This window comes from Candidatus Poribacteria bacterium (assembly GCA_009839745.1).
Taxonomy (GTDB): domain Bacteria; phylum Poribacteria; class WGA-4E; order WGA-4E; family WGA-3G; genus WGA-3G.
Genome location: VXPE01000003.1, coordinates 42,658 through 59,731, shown reverse-complemented (window position 1 = coordinate 59,731; position 17,074 = coordinate 42,658). Strand labels below are relative to the sequence as shown.

Here is a 17,074-nt window from a genome sequence, read left to right as displayed (position 1 = left end):
AAATTCTGCCCTAACGCGGACTGTCAGGTTGTTCCTCGTTTTGTTGTAACGCGCGGAAATATAGCACGGTGCCGACCAGAACGATGCCCATCAGCATGAACGAGAGTGCCGATCCGAAGGGCCAATCCCGTGCCGTTTTGAATTGCCGCTCAATGACGTTCCCGATATAACTCACTTTTCCACCACCGAGAAGATCCGGCGTTAGAAACGCACCTACCGTCGGAATAAAGACTAACATCGAACCCGCAAGGATACCGGGCAAACTCAGCGGCACGGTTATGTGCCAGAACGCCCGGCGTGGCGGTGCGCCTAAGTCCTGTGCGGCTTCTAACAGCGACACATCCAATTGCTCCAAAGCAGCATAGAGTGGGAGTATCATGAACGGCAGGTATCCATAAACGAGTCCTATTTGGACAGCGAGGGGTGTGTTCAGCAGTTCTAACGGACTCCAATTCGGGAGGACGGCTCCCAAGAGGTTGTTCAGGAGTCCTTCTGTTCGTAGTATCAGGATCCACGCGTAGGTCCGAATGAGGAAGTTCGTCCAGAATGGAACGACCACGAGCAGTAACAAGACGTTTCGATGTTTCGGTTTATAGCGTGCCAGATAGTAAGCGAACGGATAACCGAGGAGTAGACAGACTGCAGTGCAGACCAACGCTGTCGATACCGAACGCCAGAGAATACCGAGATACAATCCATCAAACAGACGTTGGTAGTTTTCCCATGTGAAGTGCCACCGCACCCCGCCGTATGTGCCGCGCTCTATGAAACTATAAATAAATACCGATACAAGTGGAAGCAGAAAGAAGCAGACAAGCCAGAATACAACAGGGAAAAGGAGGATAAGGAGGTGGTAGTTACGACGCATATTCGCTCATGAACTCACGGATGGTGTTCTGCATATCCCATGGATCGGTAATTTCAAGAAACGCCCATTCTCCAAAGTCACTATGGCTATTCACAGCCGGCAACCACATATTTTCGACAGTATTTACTTTTTGCAGTTTGTCTTCCCGTTCCCTACCTGAAGTTTCAAGAATCAGGTGCACGATATTATCGCCAGAATTATCGCCGGGCTTTCGGATGCGGGTAATGAAATCGGGAACATATTGCCAGCTCATTCCATTGTGGTTGGTATACGGAATGGTGAAATCCAAGTTGTGGTTCTTGACATAAGCAACAACTTCATCCATCTGCTCCAGTGCCTGTGCGGTTTTCTGTTCCCACGAATCTGTATCCGCGACGACATGTGAAATATGGCATTTATCCGGTCGCGTTTCCCATGTGGGTTGCGTCGTCTCAAACGCCACCCCTTCTGTGGATCCGGTACGCTCCTTGTCTCGGAAAATTGGAAGGAAAGTTTTAGGTTCAGCGTCCTTTTCGGAATCACTGTTTTGGGTTTGTGATTCTCCCCTGAGAATTGCTTGATAAATCCGAAACGCGCCTTTTCGTGCAATCTCTCCAATATGAAAATACTGAGGATACATGTTGTCTTTATAGGTAACGCATTCTTTCATCCAACGGCGCGTGATACGAAGCACTTGCGGAAACAGCCACCACTTTGCATCGTTATCATCGTCGCGAAGATGTCTCTCCATGACCATATTCGCGAGAGAATACTCGGTTTCTTGTTCTCGAAATCTCGTTAGATAAGGTAGTTCAACTTCTTTACTTTCCCCAGTTAGGTCCTGGATTTCGACACGTGCCGGGATCTCCGCGGTGGAGAGTTCATAACGAGACTCTGGGGTGAAAATAGCCTCAATTTTTTCAGGGGGGCGGTGGCGACGGTAACCGGCAATTATTGGAAATGTGATTTCACACGCTGCCTGCCGTTCGGGGAGTGCTTCCACTTCTGTTACAGAACCTGGACGTATTGCCCTTCCGCTGCCCGTTGCTGGGATAAATGAGAACGGCACACCGTAGACTTCTGCATATTCCGGTGGAAACGTCTCCAACGCAACCTGTTCTCCGTTGACATGAACAGTTGTCTGTTCTACATCGTGACTGGAGCGGCGCAAGCCTCTGCCGACGACCTGTTCACAGAGCAGCTGCGTGCTAAAGGCGCGCACGCCAAGGATATGCGTCACACGCTTCGCATCCCACCCTTCACTCAGCATTGAAACGGAGACGACACACTTTATCTGCTCACCGAGTTCACCTTTCTTGCCGACAGTGTTCATCACTTCGCGCAATAGATCCCCATCTGTAACTTTCTCTACGTTCATCTTGCGCCTGAATTGTTCAATCTGCGTTCGAGCGGCTCTCTTGAAGGTGTTGCTAAGTGCCTCACCGGACTCCAATTGCTTGCTATCAATCAGAATTGTGTTCAATTGATCGCTCCATACACCGTTGTCCTCGTTATTGAATATCGAAAGATTGCCTTTAACAACTATATTTTCCCCATCGGGAGTCTTTTTCTCCCACCCAGCGATCCAGTCGTAAACGAGTTTGGAAACTTTTGTGTTATTACAAACAACAATCAGGACAGGTGGGGTTAACCCATGCGGGTCTTTTTGCCACAAATCATAAGATTTTTCATAATTGCTATAGAGGCTTTGAAGTGCTGTTTCTAATTCTTGTGGCAGCTGCGGTTCACCCTCAGAAACGATTTTGCTGAGTTTCGGACGGACAGTATCCCAGAGACGGCGATAAATCGGATCCTCTTTCATTGCATCGTCAGCCACCGGCACGCGAGGCACTTTCGCGATACCACATTCGATCGCATCGATTAACGCAAAATCGGAGACCACCCACGGAAACAACACCCCCTCATTGAGTTTCTTTCCAGTTGGTGTCGTTGTGGCATATCCTGACCCTTTTAGGAAGAAAGGCGTAGCCGATAAATCATAGACCTGCTTTACACCGATTTTTGCTTTCACGGCTTCAAGTCCGTTTATCCACAAACGTGCCTCATCTTCCTTTGATTCGGATTTTTGCTCTTTTTTCGGACGGTAGCAATGGTGTGCTTCATCGTTTAGGACAATGATATTCTTTTTCTTACCGAGCCCCCGACAGACCCGTATTACCATCTCTTCCGGCGTTTCTGTGAAGTTTTTAGCACCCTCACCGAGGACCTTTTCGCCTATTCTGCTTAATTCGTCCTTCTTCCGGCGTTGGAAGGCATGATAGTTCGTAACAACGATTTTCGCCTGACAGAGTGCGTCATAGTCCCCACGTGGAACCAAATTCATTTTCTGATAGTCGTTGTCAGATTTTTCTGGATAGAGAACCTGAAGCCGATCTCGAATTGTAACACCGGGAGCAACGATGAGAAACGCGTCAGCGAAAATGGTTCTTTTGGGACTCGCGATTTTGTTCAGTGTATGATACACAATGAGCATCGCCATCACAACTGTTTTACCACTACCTGTCGCCATCTTGAAAGCGATTCGGAAAAGATCGGGGTTTGCCTCCGCATTCGCTCTTACAAGTTGTCCGTGAAGTGAATCATTTCGCTGTTTGTTGTCACATTCATTGAGATAGATAGCAGTCTCCACGGCTTCATGTTGACAGAAAAAGAGGCGAGGTTCATTTTCTGGATTATTCCAATGCTCAAGGAGTCGTCTCGTCGTCGGCGTTACGCCAGGGTAGCCGCTGTTGCGCCACGCCGTTACTTGTGTCCGCACGCTATTGATAAAGGCGTTTGCCTGCCGGAGATCTTGGTCGGGAAGTTCAAATTGCATCTGGTCCTGCCCTGACCGTTTTTTCGGTTTCGGAAAGGGCATGAAGTATTCACTTCTACGTCTGCCATCGGCAATCTCTTCCGTGATACCGCGCGCATTGAATTTGAAATGCCGTTCTGGTTCTTCAAATGGGCTGTTGATAACTGGGTTTTCTATGGTAACTTTTGACATGTAGATACCTTCTATTCGGTTCGTGACTGTCGTCTTTTCTCACGGCGTTCATGCAAATCGCGGATGTTCTCCTCACAGATAAATTCAACTATTAAGCCATTCTCAATGAATAGGTTTCGAGAGCCATACCATTGACTATCTACCGATTGTAGAAGCGTTGCTTGTTGCTGATACACCTGCTCGTACACAACTGCTACAGCAATAAATTTCTTATCGTCCGAGTCAAAGCCCCTGAAAGTACCGGGTAATTCTTCAAAACCAGTTCCATGTTCAAATGGTGTGAGAGACACTTGCACGCATTCCTCTGGATTCTCATAATTGCGGATGAACCATTCCAAAAAGGACCCACCGTTTCGCGGGTCTGTCGTTGAATCGTCGTCTTCAAGATAGTTTATGTACTCACGGAGAATTATCCAATCGTCATCAATAACCACTCTTTCAGGACCTTCAATAATCTCATCTAATCGTTCTTGACATGCAGTTACGCATTCGTTCCATGCCTGTTCAGACATGCCTTTTGCGGTTAAAATAACGTTTGTATCTATGACAACAGCGTTCATTAATCCTCTGCTTTCTTCTGGCGTTTCATCTGTTCTCGTGCCATCTTAACGAGGTCGCCTCGGACATTACCAAAGAAATCTTTCGGCCAATTTCTGATGTTACCGATCTCATCTACCTCTAATGATTTGATGGTAGAAACCCCGTTTTCATTTTCACAAAAATAGAGAGCTGTATCCTTTGCAGCGATCTGCTGTTCCGCGATACGCAGTTGCAGGCGCGTTAGTAGGTGTTCGCTGTGGCTCTCTACCAGAATCTGAAGACTGCGCTCTGTGATAACCTCTATCAGCAGGTCCGCAAGATCAGCTTGTGCTTTGGGATGCAGATGAGTACCAGGTTCTTCCAGAATCAGCGTTGATCCTATTGGAACATAATAACACAAAACGAGAATCGGTAAAAATTGTGCTACTCCATATCCTATGTCTGCCAACGTTACTCTGGCACTATTAAGGCTTTTTTGGATGCGCATCTCATAGCTCCTTTCATTCCGCAAGCCTATTCGCTGAAACCAAAATCCGTATGCTAGTTCCATTTTTTGGAGCCATGCCGAGATTCTCTCCTCAATTGGGACATCTTTCCCTTTATAAGGGGTCATTCGCTGATCTACACGCGCCGAGAGCAGGGCATCAATGGTTTGATTACCCCACTGTCCAGTGTCCTCAGGGTAATTTCCTTCCCAATGATAATGACGTTTAGGATGGGCGCGGGTTGAGACAATATAGTAGATGTGAGAAAACATTTCCTCAAATTTAGAGGAAAGCAAGTTTAAAAAGTCGTTTGACCCCGGAAAATCGTTTGTTGTCTCTTCTATACTATAGCAGTTTTTATAGCTTCCTGTGAATAACCGTTTATCCTGATAGAGAATATCGTTGCCCTCTAATTTTATTTTTTTAATCCTACCACCGATGTCATAACAAATACGATTCACAGTCTGTGAGTTACCATATTTCTGGATAGTAGTCTCAAAATTAAAAGAGTCGAATGTTACTTCATCGGGCTTCAACCCGTATTGAGAAATTCTGATTGTTGTTGATTCCGGGAATTTACATCCAAATGCTAATTCAAGTTGTTTCGCATCTTTATGTCCATGAATCACTTCGCGAAAGTTCCCGAGATTGATGAGCGAATTTTCATCACCGAAGAAGATAACTTCTTTACTCCCAACAGTCTGTTTAAGCAGCAACAGCATCTGCAACAGACTGCTCTTTCCAGAACTATTCGTCCCAAAAAAACCCGTCAACGGTGCAAGTTCTACCTCACCGCTGTCCTTCCATGCTTTGAAGTTCTTTAACCGTATGTGCGTAATCATTTTCCTATTCCTCTTTGGTGTGGATCCTAACTATCCTCTTCACAGATGGAATCAACTCGGACACCATAGGCAGCAAGTGCTTCCCGAAATTCCTCCCAGCCACTGTCCTCCGCTTTTAGAATTGGTGCCTCTTGTCCAGTGTCGGACTGGTATGCAAGCGCAACCGCCACAAATTTCCGGTCCTTTTTATGAAAGCCTTTTAGTGATGCATCATCATTCGGAAATTCTTCAAAATCGGTACCGTTTCCAGCCAAGGGTGTGATTGGCACTCTAATAACTTTCTCTGAATTCCACATCCTTCTTACCAATTCTTGCCAAAACCGATCTCCAAATCCGCGCCCCTTTTTATTCAGGTTTCTTCGGTACTCTTGAATTATTCGTTTTTTATCATCAAGGAGAACTCTTTCAGATTCCCGGAGGATCTCAGCGAGCCGCGCCCGACAACGGATAATGCATTTGCAACGCGCCTGCGGTGCAGCGGCTTTCCCATTTGCAACCACCATCACATTCGTATCAATTATAACAGCGTCCATTAACCCTCCGGATCCTGGTCGTTTAGGTGTTCGGCCTGTTTGTCAGTCATAGCAAACATATCACCCATCACATCGCCAAAGAAGTTGTCGGGCCAGTTTTTGATGTCCCCTGATTCAGTTACTTCCAGCCGCTCTTTGGTTGACTCCCCGTCGATATTCCGGCAGAAATAGAGGGCGACATCGTTCTGATCAATCTCCTTTTCAGCGATTCGGCGTTGGAGACGGGTTAAGAGATGTTCGCTATGGCTCTCTACCAAAATTTGCAAATTGCGCTCCCTGATAACCTCTAAAAATAAATCTGCAAGATCGGCTTGTGCCATCGGGTGAAGATGGATGCCGGGTTGCTCCAAAATTAGCGTTGATCCTTCTGGTACATAACAACAATGCACCAGCAAAGGGAACAAATCACCGACTCCATGCCCCAGGTCGGCTAACGTGACTTCTGCGCTACTCGGGGTTTTTCGGATGCGAATTTCGTAATTGTTATCATCAAGGTCCCCGATCGGAATAAGCCGAAAAGAGTGAGCGAGTTCCATCTTTTGAAGCCATTTAGATATCCGCTCCTCAATTGGGACACTTTTTCCATTGTAGGCGGTTGTTAATTGTTGAACGCGCGCAGAGAGTAGCGCGTCAACCGCTTTATTCCCCCACAGATCTACCTCCTTAGGATGTGTCTTTTCCCAATAATAATAGCGCTGCGGGTGAACGCGAGTTGGTCCAAGATAATAGACACCGGCAAATAGTTCTTCAAACACAGCAGAAAGCGGACCTAAAAATTCATCTGATAGTCCTTCCGATGTCATATAGCAGTTTTTTATTCCTATTGGTGCCTTCTTTATATCTCCATAATAAAGGTGCCATTTTCGGTATGCTATTCTCTGAATCGCCTCAGGTCCAACTGTGTAAGAAAAGTGTTCAAGAGTCCTATCGACCTTACTTCCACTGATAGCAGTGTCGAAAGTGAAACTATCAATATCCAACGGAACCAAGTCATAACTTCCTATGTATCTATCGTGTTCTTGAAGGGTCATTATAGTTAATGGCTCTTGAAGTTTACATCCGAACTCCAACCCAAGCGTTACCTCTGAATTGTGCCTATGAATGACTTCATCGAAACTGCCAAGATTAACAAGAGAGGTTTCGTCACCCAAGAAGAGAATCTGGTCGCTCCCAACAGTCTGTTTAAGCAACAACAGCATCTGCAACAAACTACTTTTCCCAGAACTGTTCGTGCCAAAAAAGCCCGTCAATGGCGCGAGGTCCACCTGCCCGCTATCTTTCCACGATTTGAAGTTCTTTACCCGTATATGCGTAATCATTTTTTGCCTCCATTTATCCCTATTATACGCAGTTTCTCAAGGCAATTCAAGGTAAATCTAAACGGGTGTATAAAGGTTTTGACAAAGCATTGATTTTTTTGTTATGTTGGGTTGGTTTACATAGCACTCCGCTGGAGTGCGGGTACATGACGCACATTTTTCTATAGACATATTGCTCCGCTGGAGCAAAGAGGCCCCTCTTGATAAGTCAGGATCTCTTCACACCAAAGGTGTGATATGTCTATAGAACTCGGAATGCCCAAACCACGGCACTCCAGCGGAGTGCTATGTCTGAGGGACTCGGGGACGCTGCCAAAATATTTATACACCCCTAAACTGTGGAAAGATATGGATTTGCAGAAAACGTCTCTTAAAATCCGTGATAATCCGCATAATCTGTGTAAATCCGCGATTCAGACAATGAACGTCCTCTTAAAATCCGCGTCCTCCGTGTCCTCCGCGATAATCCGCGATTCAGACAAATAGCACACGCCCCTTATACTGATCCCCATAATGCACGCAAACTAAAAGTTTACGCTACAAATGCTAATCCGTGTAAATCCGCGATTCAGACAACCACCCGTCCTACACCTTATACTCCTTCATCACCTCATCCCCGTAGTGATTGATAACCTTCACCGCAATCTTACCCGTCTCAGGCTTCGGAAACGGAAGACTCTCCGTTCGATAGAGTGCTTCCCACGCCTCCGCGTCAATCTCCGAATTCAACGCGCGTTGCAGTTGTTTATAGGGTTCATCTGCCCCAGTGAAATACGCATGTCTTACGAAAAATGCCTCACCCGTATAGGCAGTGTCAATAAACCAACACGCAATATCGTCCGGTGTATTGGAACGAGCTAACCCTTTTTTGGGGTCATATACATCTACACCCAAGAGTTTTACAGAGACGGTGTCATCTTCATGCTCTACAATCTCAATATCTGGCTCTCCGAACACCATGAACAGGTTCCCGTCCCCCGTATTTTTGAGTTCACGCACTAAGAGTTCCGGACTCATCTTGACAGGTAGAATCGTAAGAGGCCCCATGCGCGTGCTTTCATCAGCCGTGTAGCCTTCAAAGGCAAACCCAACAACAATCAGCATGTCAAATTTAGGAATGCGGCGTATTGCTGCTTTAGCAGCTTCTTTTATCCATTGACGACCCACCGTATCATACTCCGGCCCGATACTAATGGCAACACTTTGCGTTTCGCCGTTCTCACCCGTATGCACGCCTTCCGCATGTAACCATTCACCGGGAAGTGATTCCAACCAGTCGAAGGTGATGCGCTGATCCTTGAGACGAGTTTGCACACCGGCTGTTTTAAGATGCTCAAGAATATGTTGATGGTAATCCTGCGAAGTTTTGGAAGAAGTGGTCTTTGGTGCAGTATCTTCAGTATCCGAAGGATCCAAAACGAGGTGTGGCGATAGGCTCTCCATGGTAAAGGGACCTGTAACACGAACCCGTTTTCTATCTTCATAAGGCCAATCGTAGAGGATTTCATTTTTGACACGCCGGGCGGTGGAGGCATCCATTTCCTGTTGCCGCTCACGCTTGAGAGAGAGCCATTGACGATGCAACTTCTGGAACTCCGCATCCGACTTTGGGTTAATTTCGATCGGAACTTCCCATTCCTCCCAGTTCTGCCCGATAAGGTGGTTCATTGCTGCACGCAGCGGATCCAATTTCTTCGCATATTCAGTATGGATGTCGTCAATCTCTGTATTATTTGCTATGTCTGAGAGAGTGACATGCGGTGCGGTTTGATAGGCAAATCCTTGCTTGATGTCGTTTGCATCCTCAAGCTGATAATAGGGATACTGAGCAGCCATAAGACGAGTGCGTGCTAACGCGAGCGCGACGCGGGACGTATCTACTGTTATCCAGCGTCTACCCCACTGTTCAGCGACATATGCGGTCGTGCCACTGCCACAGGTTGGATCCAAGACGAGATCGCCGGGGTCGGTTGTCATCAGCATGCAGCGTTGAAGAACAGTTGCATTTGTTTGAACAATATAACTTTTATCTTGAGCAGAAAGCTGATCAGTCCAAAGATTTCCTAGCTCCATGTAAGGAAAATCGGAAAAGTAAAATTTATAACGGATGGTTGCATCAGTCGAAATTATCCTATCTGATTTTGCCAATCGTGATAATCCGTCAGAGCTGCATCGCCAGCCCCGGCCTGTTGCCGGGTTGTATTCCTGATTGCGAAATATAAAAGGTAAGGTGGCTATTCCACTCCCAGAGGTAGAGGCTAAGCTGCTACTGGAGAAAAAATTAGTGCCTTCAGGAAGATCCACGATTGGATTTCCATTAGAAAAAGCAGGGACTGTTTTGCTATTCGGTAGTTCTGCTGTAGAAAACCTTGAACTGAGCTCCTTTTTCATAAATAAAGGGTAAAATTTTAACTGCTCGCGATCTTTTGCATACCAAAGGATGAAATCATTTAGAATTGACAGATGCTTGCTCGTAGATGTACTACGGGTTTTAAAAACAATCTCTCCTACAAAGTTTTCACTTCCAAATACCTCATCTAATAAGCATCTCACGCGGTGGACGTTCTCATCACTAATCTGAACAAAGATACTGCCACTATTCGCGAGCAGTTCATAAGCAACAGTTAGGCGATCGCGGAGGTAAGTAAGGTAAGAATGAATGCCGAGTTCCCACGTATCACGAAACGCTTTCACTTGTTCTGGCTGCGGTGTAACGTCTTCTACTTTCGTATCACTGACTTCACGCTTTCGGGTGCTAACCTGCCAATTACTACTAAATTTGATACCGTAAGGCGGGTCAAGGTAAATCATCTGCACCTGTCCCTTGAGATGTTCCTTTTCAGCGAGGGAGTTCATCACCGCGAGTGAATCTCCCAGGATAAAGCGGTTGTGCCAATTCTGCTCGTGCTGATAGAACTCAATCTTTTGGGAAAAGTCAAGGTCGTTGAACCCTTCAAACAGCATTTCGGTTTGATCGGATTCCCGCCGTTTTTGTGCCCGCAGATTTTCAATAATCGCTTGCGGTTGGATGTGTTCTTGTGTGTAGATAGGGACAGTTTGAACCTCAAGATCGCTATCGTTCTGTTGGTCCTTGCCTTTCCAGACCAGTTGCGGGTCTAATGCAGTATCACGTGGGTAACGGGTGGGTGCATATTCCTCATCTTCGGCGAAACCACTCAATTCTTGTGTCGGGTTGTTCGGAAGTGTGTCTGGGTGTTCATAATGCTCAATCGGTTTTTTCGGCATTGTGTCTTCTCCTCTCGTGCTACATGATACTACACATATTAACACGAATATGAGATCGTTGCAATAGATACGAAAAATTAGGGAGAGCTCTTTAGTTTTCCATTTTTTCGCCGAATGTTAGGAACCCCGATCCTGCGAAAACAACCTTCACATTCCAAAAAATCTGATAAATTTCTAAGACTGAATCATTCTGTAGAATATCTATTTTTATGTTGACTAAAAATATGTTTTTGGATACAATATTATTACTAAGTTTTACGGCTTGTGCCAATTAACTCATTGTTTTTATTATTTTCACAGATATTGATATTATCCCATAAACATACCGTCCCTACCGGACTAAAAAGAGGTGTTAATGACGCATTTCTATAAACATATTGAAGAAATACCCAAGCAAATAAACCCTACGGGACTAAAATCATATCCATATATGAGAATTGCGGACAAAACGTTATTCTTATGTGAATTAATATTTTACAAATCGTTATTTAGTACCACTCGTGAACTTTGGACAATTGTAGCATAGGAAACCGTTGGTCTCCTGTGCTTGTGCTATATTTGACGCGACAACTCTGTGAGAATCTCACGAGGCAGACGCATCATCTGGTAACCAACGCGTTGAGAGTTAGACGCATACGTTACCTGCTTTTTTACACGCTGAATTGTGATTTCTATAGATCACCGATCCTCCTACAAAAATCGAGGAGACGATATTTTTCGCTGTAATTCGCAGCATTTCGCTAAAGGAGCTAACGATATTTTTCGCTGTAATTCGCAGCATTTCGCTAAAGGAGCTAAAAAATGAGCAAAAAACACCAGAACCAAAACCCACAGTTGCCACGCGCCGTTGAAGAGAAACCAATTGTTTATGACGACATGCAACTTGAAGAGGTCCGAGAAATCGCAGCCTTGCCACCGATCCATCTCTCACCCGATGAGATCGAATTTGCCATCAGTTTGTTTGCCAGAGGTTTCGCACGGGGGGATGTCGTCCTCATACTGATTGAGACGTTCCCCAAGCTGCAAGAGCAGGCCGACGCAGACGATACTTTCAGAAAAAGACTCTCCGATCGACTCCGAACCTGTGACCCCACCAGTGCTGTCTTCGCACATTCCCGGTATAAGACCCTTTACAATCTCCACCAAGAACACGTCCGTCAGACACTCGGACATACGTATGACCGGATAGACAGCAAGTTGAAGGATACACTCCTCACCCGTGTTGAGGCACAGACCAAGCGTCTACAAAAAATTGATACCCGCATCGACCACCTACACGAACAGCATAGCCATTACCAGACGGAATACGCAGAAGCCCTACTGCCAGGGGAACGCGACGACTGTTTCCGAAGGCTCCACGCCACAGATCAGTCGCTTCTCAAGTGGTATAACGTCCGGATGAAGGAAGAACAACAATTGATGAAATTATTTATCTCTCTCAAAACACTGGAGACAAAGCTATCAGGTGTCGCAAGCCTACACGCCACATATACGCCCCAAGAATGGTGATAGCCCCCATATTTTTCCTCCAAATTCATTTCTGATGCCATCGAACCTCTTGAGTTCCGTAGGAACGCTATGTTTATAGAAAAAAGAGACCCCTCTTTTGAGCTCCGTAGGAGCGGCATATAGCAGTTATAGACATGCCCCTTATAGGGAACCTGTGGTTCTAAGGAAAACGCTGCTATAAACATAACGTCCTTACAGGACTAAAGACCCTCAAGACAGAGGCATCGAACCTCTTGAGTTCCGTAGGAACGCTATGTTTATAGAAAAAAGAGACCCACCTCTTTTGAGCTCCGTAGGAGCGGCATAGAGGCGTTATAGACATACCCCAAATCCGCGTAATCTGTATCATCCGCGATCATCCGCAATTCAGATTTTTGTTTGATTGCAAACGTAAAATAAGATAAACTAATTTCTCAATCCTCGTTGCTGACATTTTTCCTATGGCCTTCTGGTGCAGGTTTTCTCCATAGGGACCCCACGGAACAATGTTACGCGGTGGTTTTTGGTTAATTATTACAAAAGGGTTTCAACGAACCTGTCTTGCGTGAATTGCACCAAGAACCTGCGCGTAATGTAATGGAGCGCAGCCCAGAGGACCATAAATTAAAAAAAGGAGCCGGACATTGGAAAAGATTCGGGAACTGATCTCTCTGTTAGAATCCGGGATCGAGGACTACGATGCGCAAATGAAGGTCCTACAGACAGAACGCTTAAAATATATTCGCCTTTCCATTACAGATGGATTTGGCACAGAAGAAGGTGATTCTAAGGAGTCGTGGCTGCTGCACCTCAAGCAGCTGGAAGATTCACTCAGACTCCGACGGAACAGCATACGACAGGCAATCCGAGATGCCGCAGAAGACATTCAGAAAGAATAAAAATGAAAAAATACAAACAAAGATGTAGCCTGAAACGTAATGGAAGGCGGGTCTACGGAGAGGTTATTTATTTTTTCAATCCCCTTGACCGAACCGCAAGGAAAAGTTAAGAAATGATATTTAAGGATACAAACGAAAATGTAGCCTGCAACAACGGCGCAGGCGGATATACGCAAAGGGACGGAAACGTTCTAACGTTCCTGACCGAACCGCAAGGAAAAATTAAGAAATGATATTTAAGGATACAAACGAAAATGTAGCCTGCAACAACGGCGCAGGCGGATATACGCAAAGGGACGGAAACGTTCTAACGTTCCTGACCGAACCGCAAGGAAAAATTAAAATAAGAAAATACACAATGTATATACTGCTCTTGATAGGGTTTTTTGCCGTTTGGACGGTAAATGCCCAAGAGATGAAAAGCACGCAAATCATCGAGGATGCGATCCGACACCAGAATTTAGGGTTGGCGTATCTCGAAGAATCGCAGCCCTCGAAAGCAGTCGAGGCGTTTACGGCACTTATTAAACTGCTTCCCGATGAAGCGATCGGTTACGGCAACCTCGCTGTCGCATACCTACGTCTACAGCAGGCAGATACCGCTGAAGAATGGGTCAAACGTGGAATCGCTGTCGCACCGATGGACAGTCAATTACACTTCATCTTGTCCGAAGTCTATCAACTCCAAGGACAGAGCGAATTAGCCGTGAAGGCGATGAAGGAAGCCGTGCGGTTGGCACCCGATGAGTTGGAGTTTCGCTATAAACTGATCCGCCATTATCTGGCACAACGCAACGATCCGGAAGCGCAGCAGGAAGCAGTTCGACATCTGCAGGAACTCCACGCACGTTCTCCGGTAAATATCGTTGTGCTGTTGAAATTGACACAAGGACTTTTGGCACAGGAGAAACTTGAAGATGCCGAAAATCTTTGTCAAGAGTTGATGCTCCTTTTAGGCGATATTGACCCAGAAAAACTGAAATATCTCACACAAGGGATAACTGCGATACAACAAGGCGACCTGAAAATCGCTACTCGAAACATCCGAATTTTTGAGAATGTGCAACGGGCGAGCCCACGTTATCAACAGGGCATCGGTGAACTGGTTACCGACATCCTCGGACATCCCATAGAAATGTTTCGTCCAGGATTCAAGACTCGGATTACAGCCAAAAAGAGAACCCCGATTACAGTAGATTTTGTGGATGTTACCGAAGAACTTGGACTCGGTAACGTCGAAGGGGTGCCTTTGCGTTTCGTAGATGTTTTGCTGAGCGACTACGATGGCGATGGCGATTTGGATCTCTATACAACACTCACGGGGATGCTCTTTCAAAATACGGGTGAGCAGTTTATCCCTGTCCGAGAGGTTCAAGAGATACTGGAACAGCAGGCTTTACTACCGCACGCCGTCGCGTTGGTAGATCTGGATAAAGATGGGATACAGGAATTTTTACTCCAAACCCGCGAAGGAATAACGTCCCTTCACATGGATGCAGATGGAAATTGGGGGACATCACCCCTCGTTCAACTGCAGAAGTCGGTATACGAAACAGGTCTGCTGCTGCCTGTTGATTTTGACCATGATGGGGATCTCGACCTTTTGTCGGGACGCACCAGTCTCACGATGTATCGGAATCACAATCACAAAGACAATAATGGAAATTTAACGTTTACCGATGTGAGTGAACAGACCTTTATAGCAACTGAGGCGAGCGACGCTTTTGGCGCGCAAGGTGCCCCTATTGAGGCACACGCTGCTGATTTTGATGACGACGGGGATATAGATATTTTTGTGATACATGAAGAAACCGGATGCACACTTTTTGATAACCTGCGCCAAGGAAAACTCCGAGCGATTTCCAGTGAAACAGGAATCCCACAGGATGTGCGTTATACTGCCGCTGCCACTGGCGATTACGACAACGATGGCACCTTTGACCTCTTTTTGGCGACAGCAGAGCGCCTCCATCTCTATCGTAATAGAGGGGATGCGAGTTTTGTCGACGCACCGAATTTAGAGGCGAGTGCCCTTGACTTGCCGGTTGATTTATTGAAAAATTTGGATTACGATAACGATGGGGAAGTTGATATTTGGGTGAGTGGGCAAGACGGAATGTTCCTGTTTCGGAACGATGGCGGTGGTGCGTTTAATGAACCCTATCCATTGATCGGATCGATCACCCCCACCGAAGGAGCACTTCTCCAAGACGCAAGGGCTGGGACTGTGGGTGATTATGACAATGATGGCGATCTCGATCTCTTTTTCATCAATACCGAGGGACAACTGCGCGCATTGCAAAACGACGGTGGCAATCAAAACAACTGGATACAGGTGCAGTTGGAAGGTATTACTGCAGGAAACAACAAAGTGAATAGAGACGGCATCGGCTCGAAACTGGAGGTGAAGGTCGGGGATCTGTATCAACTACAATATGTAACCGGACAGGTATCCCATTTCGGGTTAGGGGCTTATGAGGCTGCAGATGTCGTTCGCGTCGTTTGGACAAACGGTGTTCCACAAAACGTCGTCAAACCACACGTGAGACAGCGAATTTTGGAAAAACAGGTCCTAAAAGGCTCTTGTCCATTCCTATATGTATACGACGGTGAAGCGTATCAATTCATCACAGACTTGCTCTGGCGTGCGCCGTTGGGACTCGTCACATCCATGGGATTCGTCGCCCCGGATGAAACAAAGGATTTCGTGAAAATATCGGGAGCGCAAATGCAACCGAAGTCCGGCAAATATTCGATTCAGATTACGGAGGAGTTGTGGGAAACCGCCTATTTTGATGAAGTCAAACTGATTGCGGTTGATCATCCAAAAGATACTGATATTTTTGTGAATGAACAGTATACGCCGCCCCCGTTTGCAGCGTTCAAAATCTATGGTGTCGCAGAAAAACGGTTCCCGAAATCCGCTGTTGATCATAACGGTAAAGATGTGTCCGATGCTTTAAAAGCGTTTGATTACCGCTATGCCGTTGAACATACACCCGGTCCCTATCAAGGCGTTGTGGAGCCGCACGCCGTTGTTCTCGATCTCGGTGATGTCCCAAACGACGCACCGCTGACGCTCTTCCTCGGTGGATGGATCTTCCCGACGGATACCAGCATCAATGTTGCCCTGTTCCAGAATCCAGCAATCAACCCCAGTTTCCCGTCGGTTGCTGTGAAAGATAAGGCAGGCGAATGGAAAACCATCATCGATATGATTGGACTCCCCGCAGGGAAAAATAAGACAATCACCGTTGACGTGACGGGTAAATTTCTGTCGGAGGATCGACGCGTTCGAGTTGAAACCGATATGCAGATTTACTGGGATACAGCGTTTTTCACTGTCGGCACACAGACGGTCCCGATGGAAGTGACAACCCTGAACCCAGATAGCGCGGATTTACACTACCGAGGCTTTTCTGAGATGTATCGTCCGAATCCACATGCCCCGCACCTGTTTGATTACCAAAAGGTTACAAAGGCTGCACAATGGCGCGACTTGGCAGGTTTTTACACCCGTTATGGCGATGTTAATCCTCTATTACAGGAAGTTGACGACATGTATGTTATCCTCAATGCAGGGGACGAAATCACAGTGGAATTTGAGGCGTCACGCCTACCGACATTGAAAGCAGGATGGGTGCGCGATTTTATCCTCTACAGCGACGGATGGGATAAAGATGGCGACATCAATACGCTCACATCCCAAACGGTTGAACCCCTACCGTTTCATGGGATGTCCAGCTATCCGTATCCCGATACTGAACACTACCCCAACGATGAAGCGCATCGGCGGTATCAGCGTGAATACAACACACGACGCGTCGAACACCGATTGCCGCCGTTGAATGATGTAATAGAATGAGAG

10 protein-coding genes are annotated in these 17,074 nt (G+C 46.3%); 3 read left to right on the top strand and 7 right to left on the bottom strand.

Translation table 11 applies throughout. The features are described from left to right. Positions 1-10 precede the first annotated feature (10 nt). The 7 genes from F4X88_00595 to F4X88_00565 all read right to left on the bottom strand — a co-directional run bounded on the left by F4X88_00595 (position 11) and on the right by F4X88_00565 (position 10,819). The gene (locus F4X88_00595) at positions 11-868 is read right to left on the bottom strand and encodes an ABC transporter permease (protein ID MYA54767.1); all 858 of its coding nucleotides are present in this window, start codon (positions 866-868) and stop codon (positions 11-13) included. Next, complete coding sequence (locus tag F4X88_00590; protein ID MYA54766.1) at positions 858-3,854, bottom strand: restriction endonuclease subunit R; 2,997 nt, start codon at positions 3,852-3,854, stop codon at positions 858-860. The genes F4X88_00595 and F4X88_00590 overlap by 11 nt, the downstream gene beginning before the upstream one ends. An 11-nt stretch (positions 3,855-3,865) precedes the next feature. Continuing rightward, positions 3,866-4,414, bottom strand: coding sequence for a hypothetical protein (locus F4X88_00585; protein MYA54765.1), 549 nt, complete (start codon positions 4,412-4,414; stop codon positions 3,866-3,868). Further along, a complete protein-coding gene (locus F4X88_00580) occupies positions 4,414-5,721 on the bottom strand; it encodes a DUF3696 domain-containing protein (GenBank protein ID MYA54764.1) in 1,308 nt (435 codons plus the stop codon). The genes F4X88_00585 and F4X88_00580 overlap by 1 nt, the downstream gene beginning before the upstream one ends. A gap of 26 nt (positions 5,722-5,747) precedes the next feature. Next, a complete protein-coding gene (locus F4X88_00575; protein ID MYA54763.1) occupies positions 5,748-6,254 on the bottom strand; it encodes a hypothetical protein in 507 nt (168 codons plus the stop codon). After that, positions 6,254-7,573 carry a DUF3696 domain-containing protein gene (locus F4X88_00570; GenBank protein ID MYA54762.1) on the bottom strand — a complete coding sequence of 440 codons (1,320 nt, stop codon included), beginning with the start codon at positions 7,571-7,573 and terminating at the stop codon, positions 6,254-6,256. The genes F4X88_00575 and F4X88_00570 overlap by 1 nt, the downstream gene beginning before the upstream one ends. A gap of 585 nt (positions 7,574-8,158) precedes the next feature. Next, positions 8,159-10,819 (bottom strand): site-specific DNA-methyltransferase, encoded by a 2,661-nt coding sequence (locus F4X88_00565; GenBank protein ID MYA54761.1) that lies wholly within the window; start codon positions 10,817-10,819, stop codon positions 8,159-8,161. Positions 10,820-11,620: 801 nt separating this feature from the next. On the opposite strand from F4X88_00565, the gene F4X88_00560 reads away from it, so the two are divergent. From F4X88_00560 to F4X88_00550, 3 genes are all read left to right on the top strand, one after another. Then, positions 11,621-12,328, top strand: a complete 708-nt coding sequence (locus F4X88_00560) for a hypothetical protein (protein ID MYA54760.1) — start codon at positions 11,621-11,623, stop codon at positions 12,326-12,328. 623 nt (positions 12,329-12,951) lie between these two features. Next, positions 12,952-13,206 carry a hypothetical protein gene (locus F4X88_00555; protein MYA54759.1) on the top strand — a complete coding sequence of 85 codons (255 nt, stop codon included), beginning with the start codon at positions 12,952-12,954 and terminating at the stop codon, positions 13,204-13,206. Positions 13,207-13,435: 229 nt separating this feature from the next. Further along, positions 13,436-17,071: a tetratricopeptide repeat protein gene (locus tag F4X88_00550; protein ID MYA54758.1), complete on the top strand. Its 3,636-nt coding sequence runs from the start codon at positions 13,436-13,438 to the stop codon at positions 17,069-17,071. Positions 17,072-17,074 lie beyond the last annotated feature (3 nt).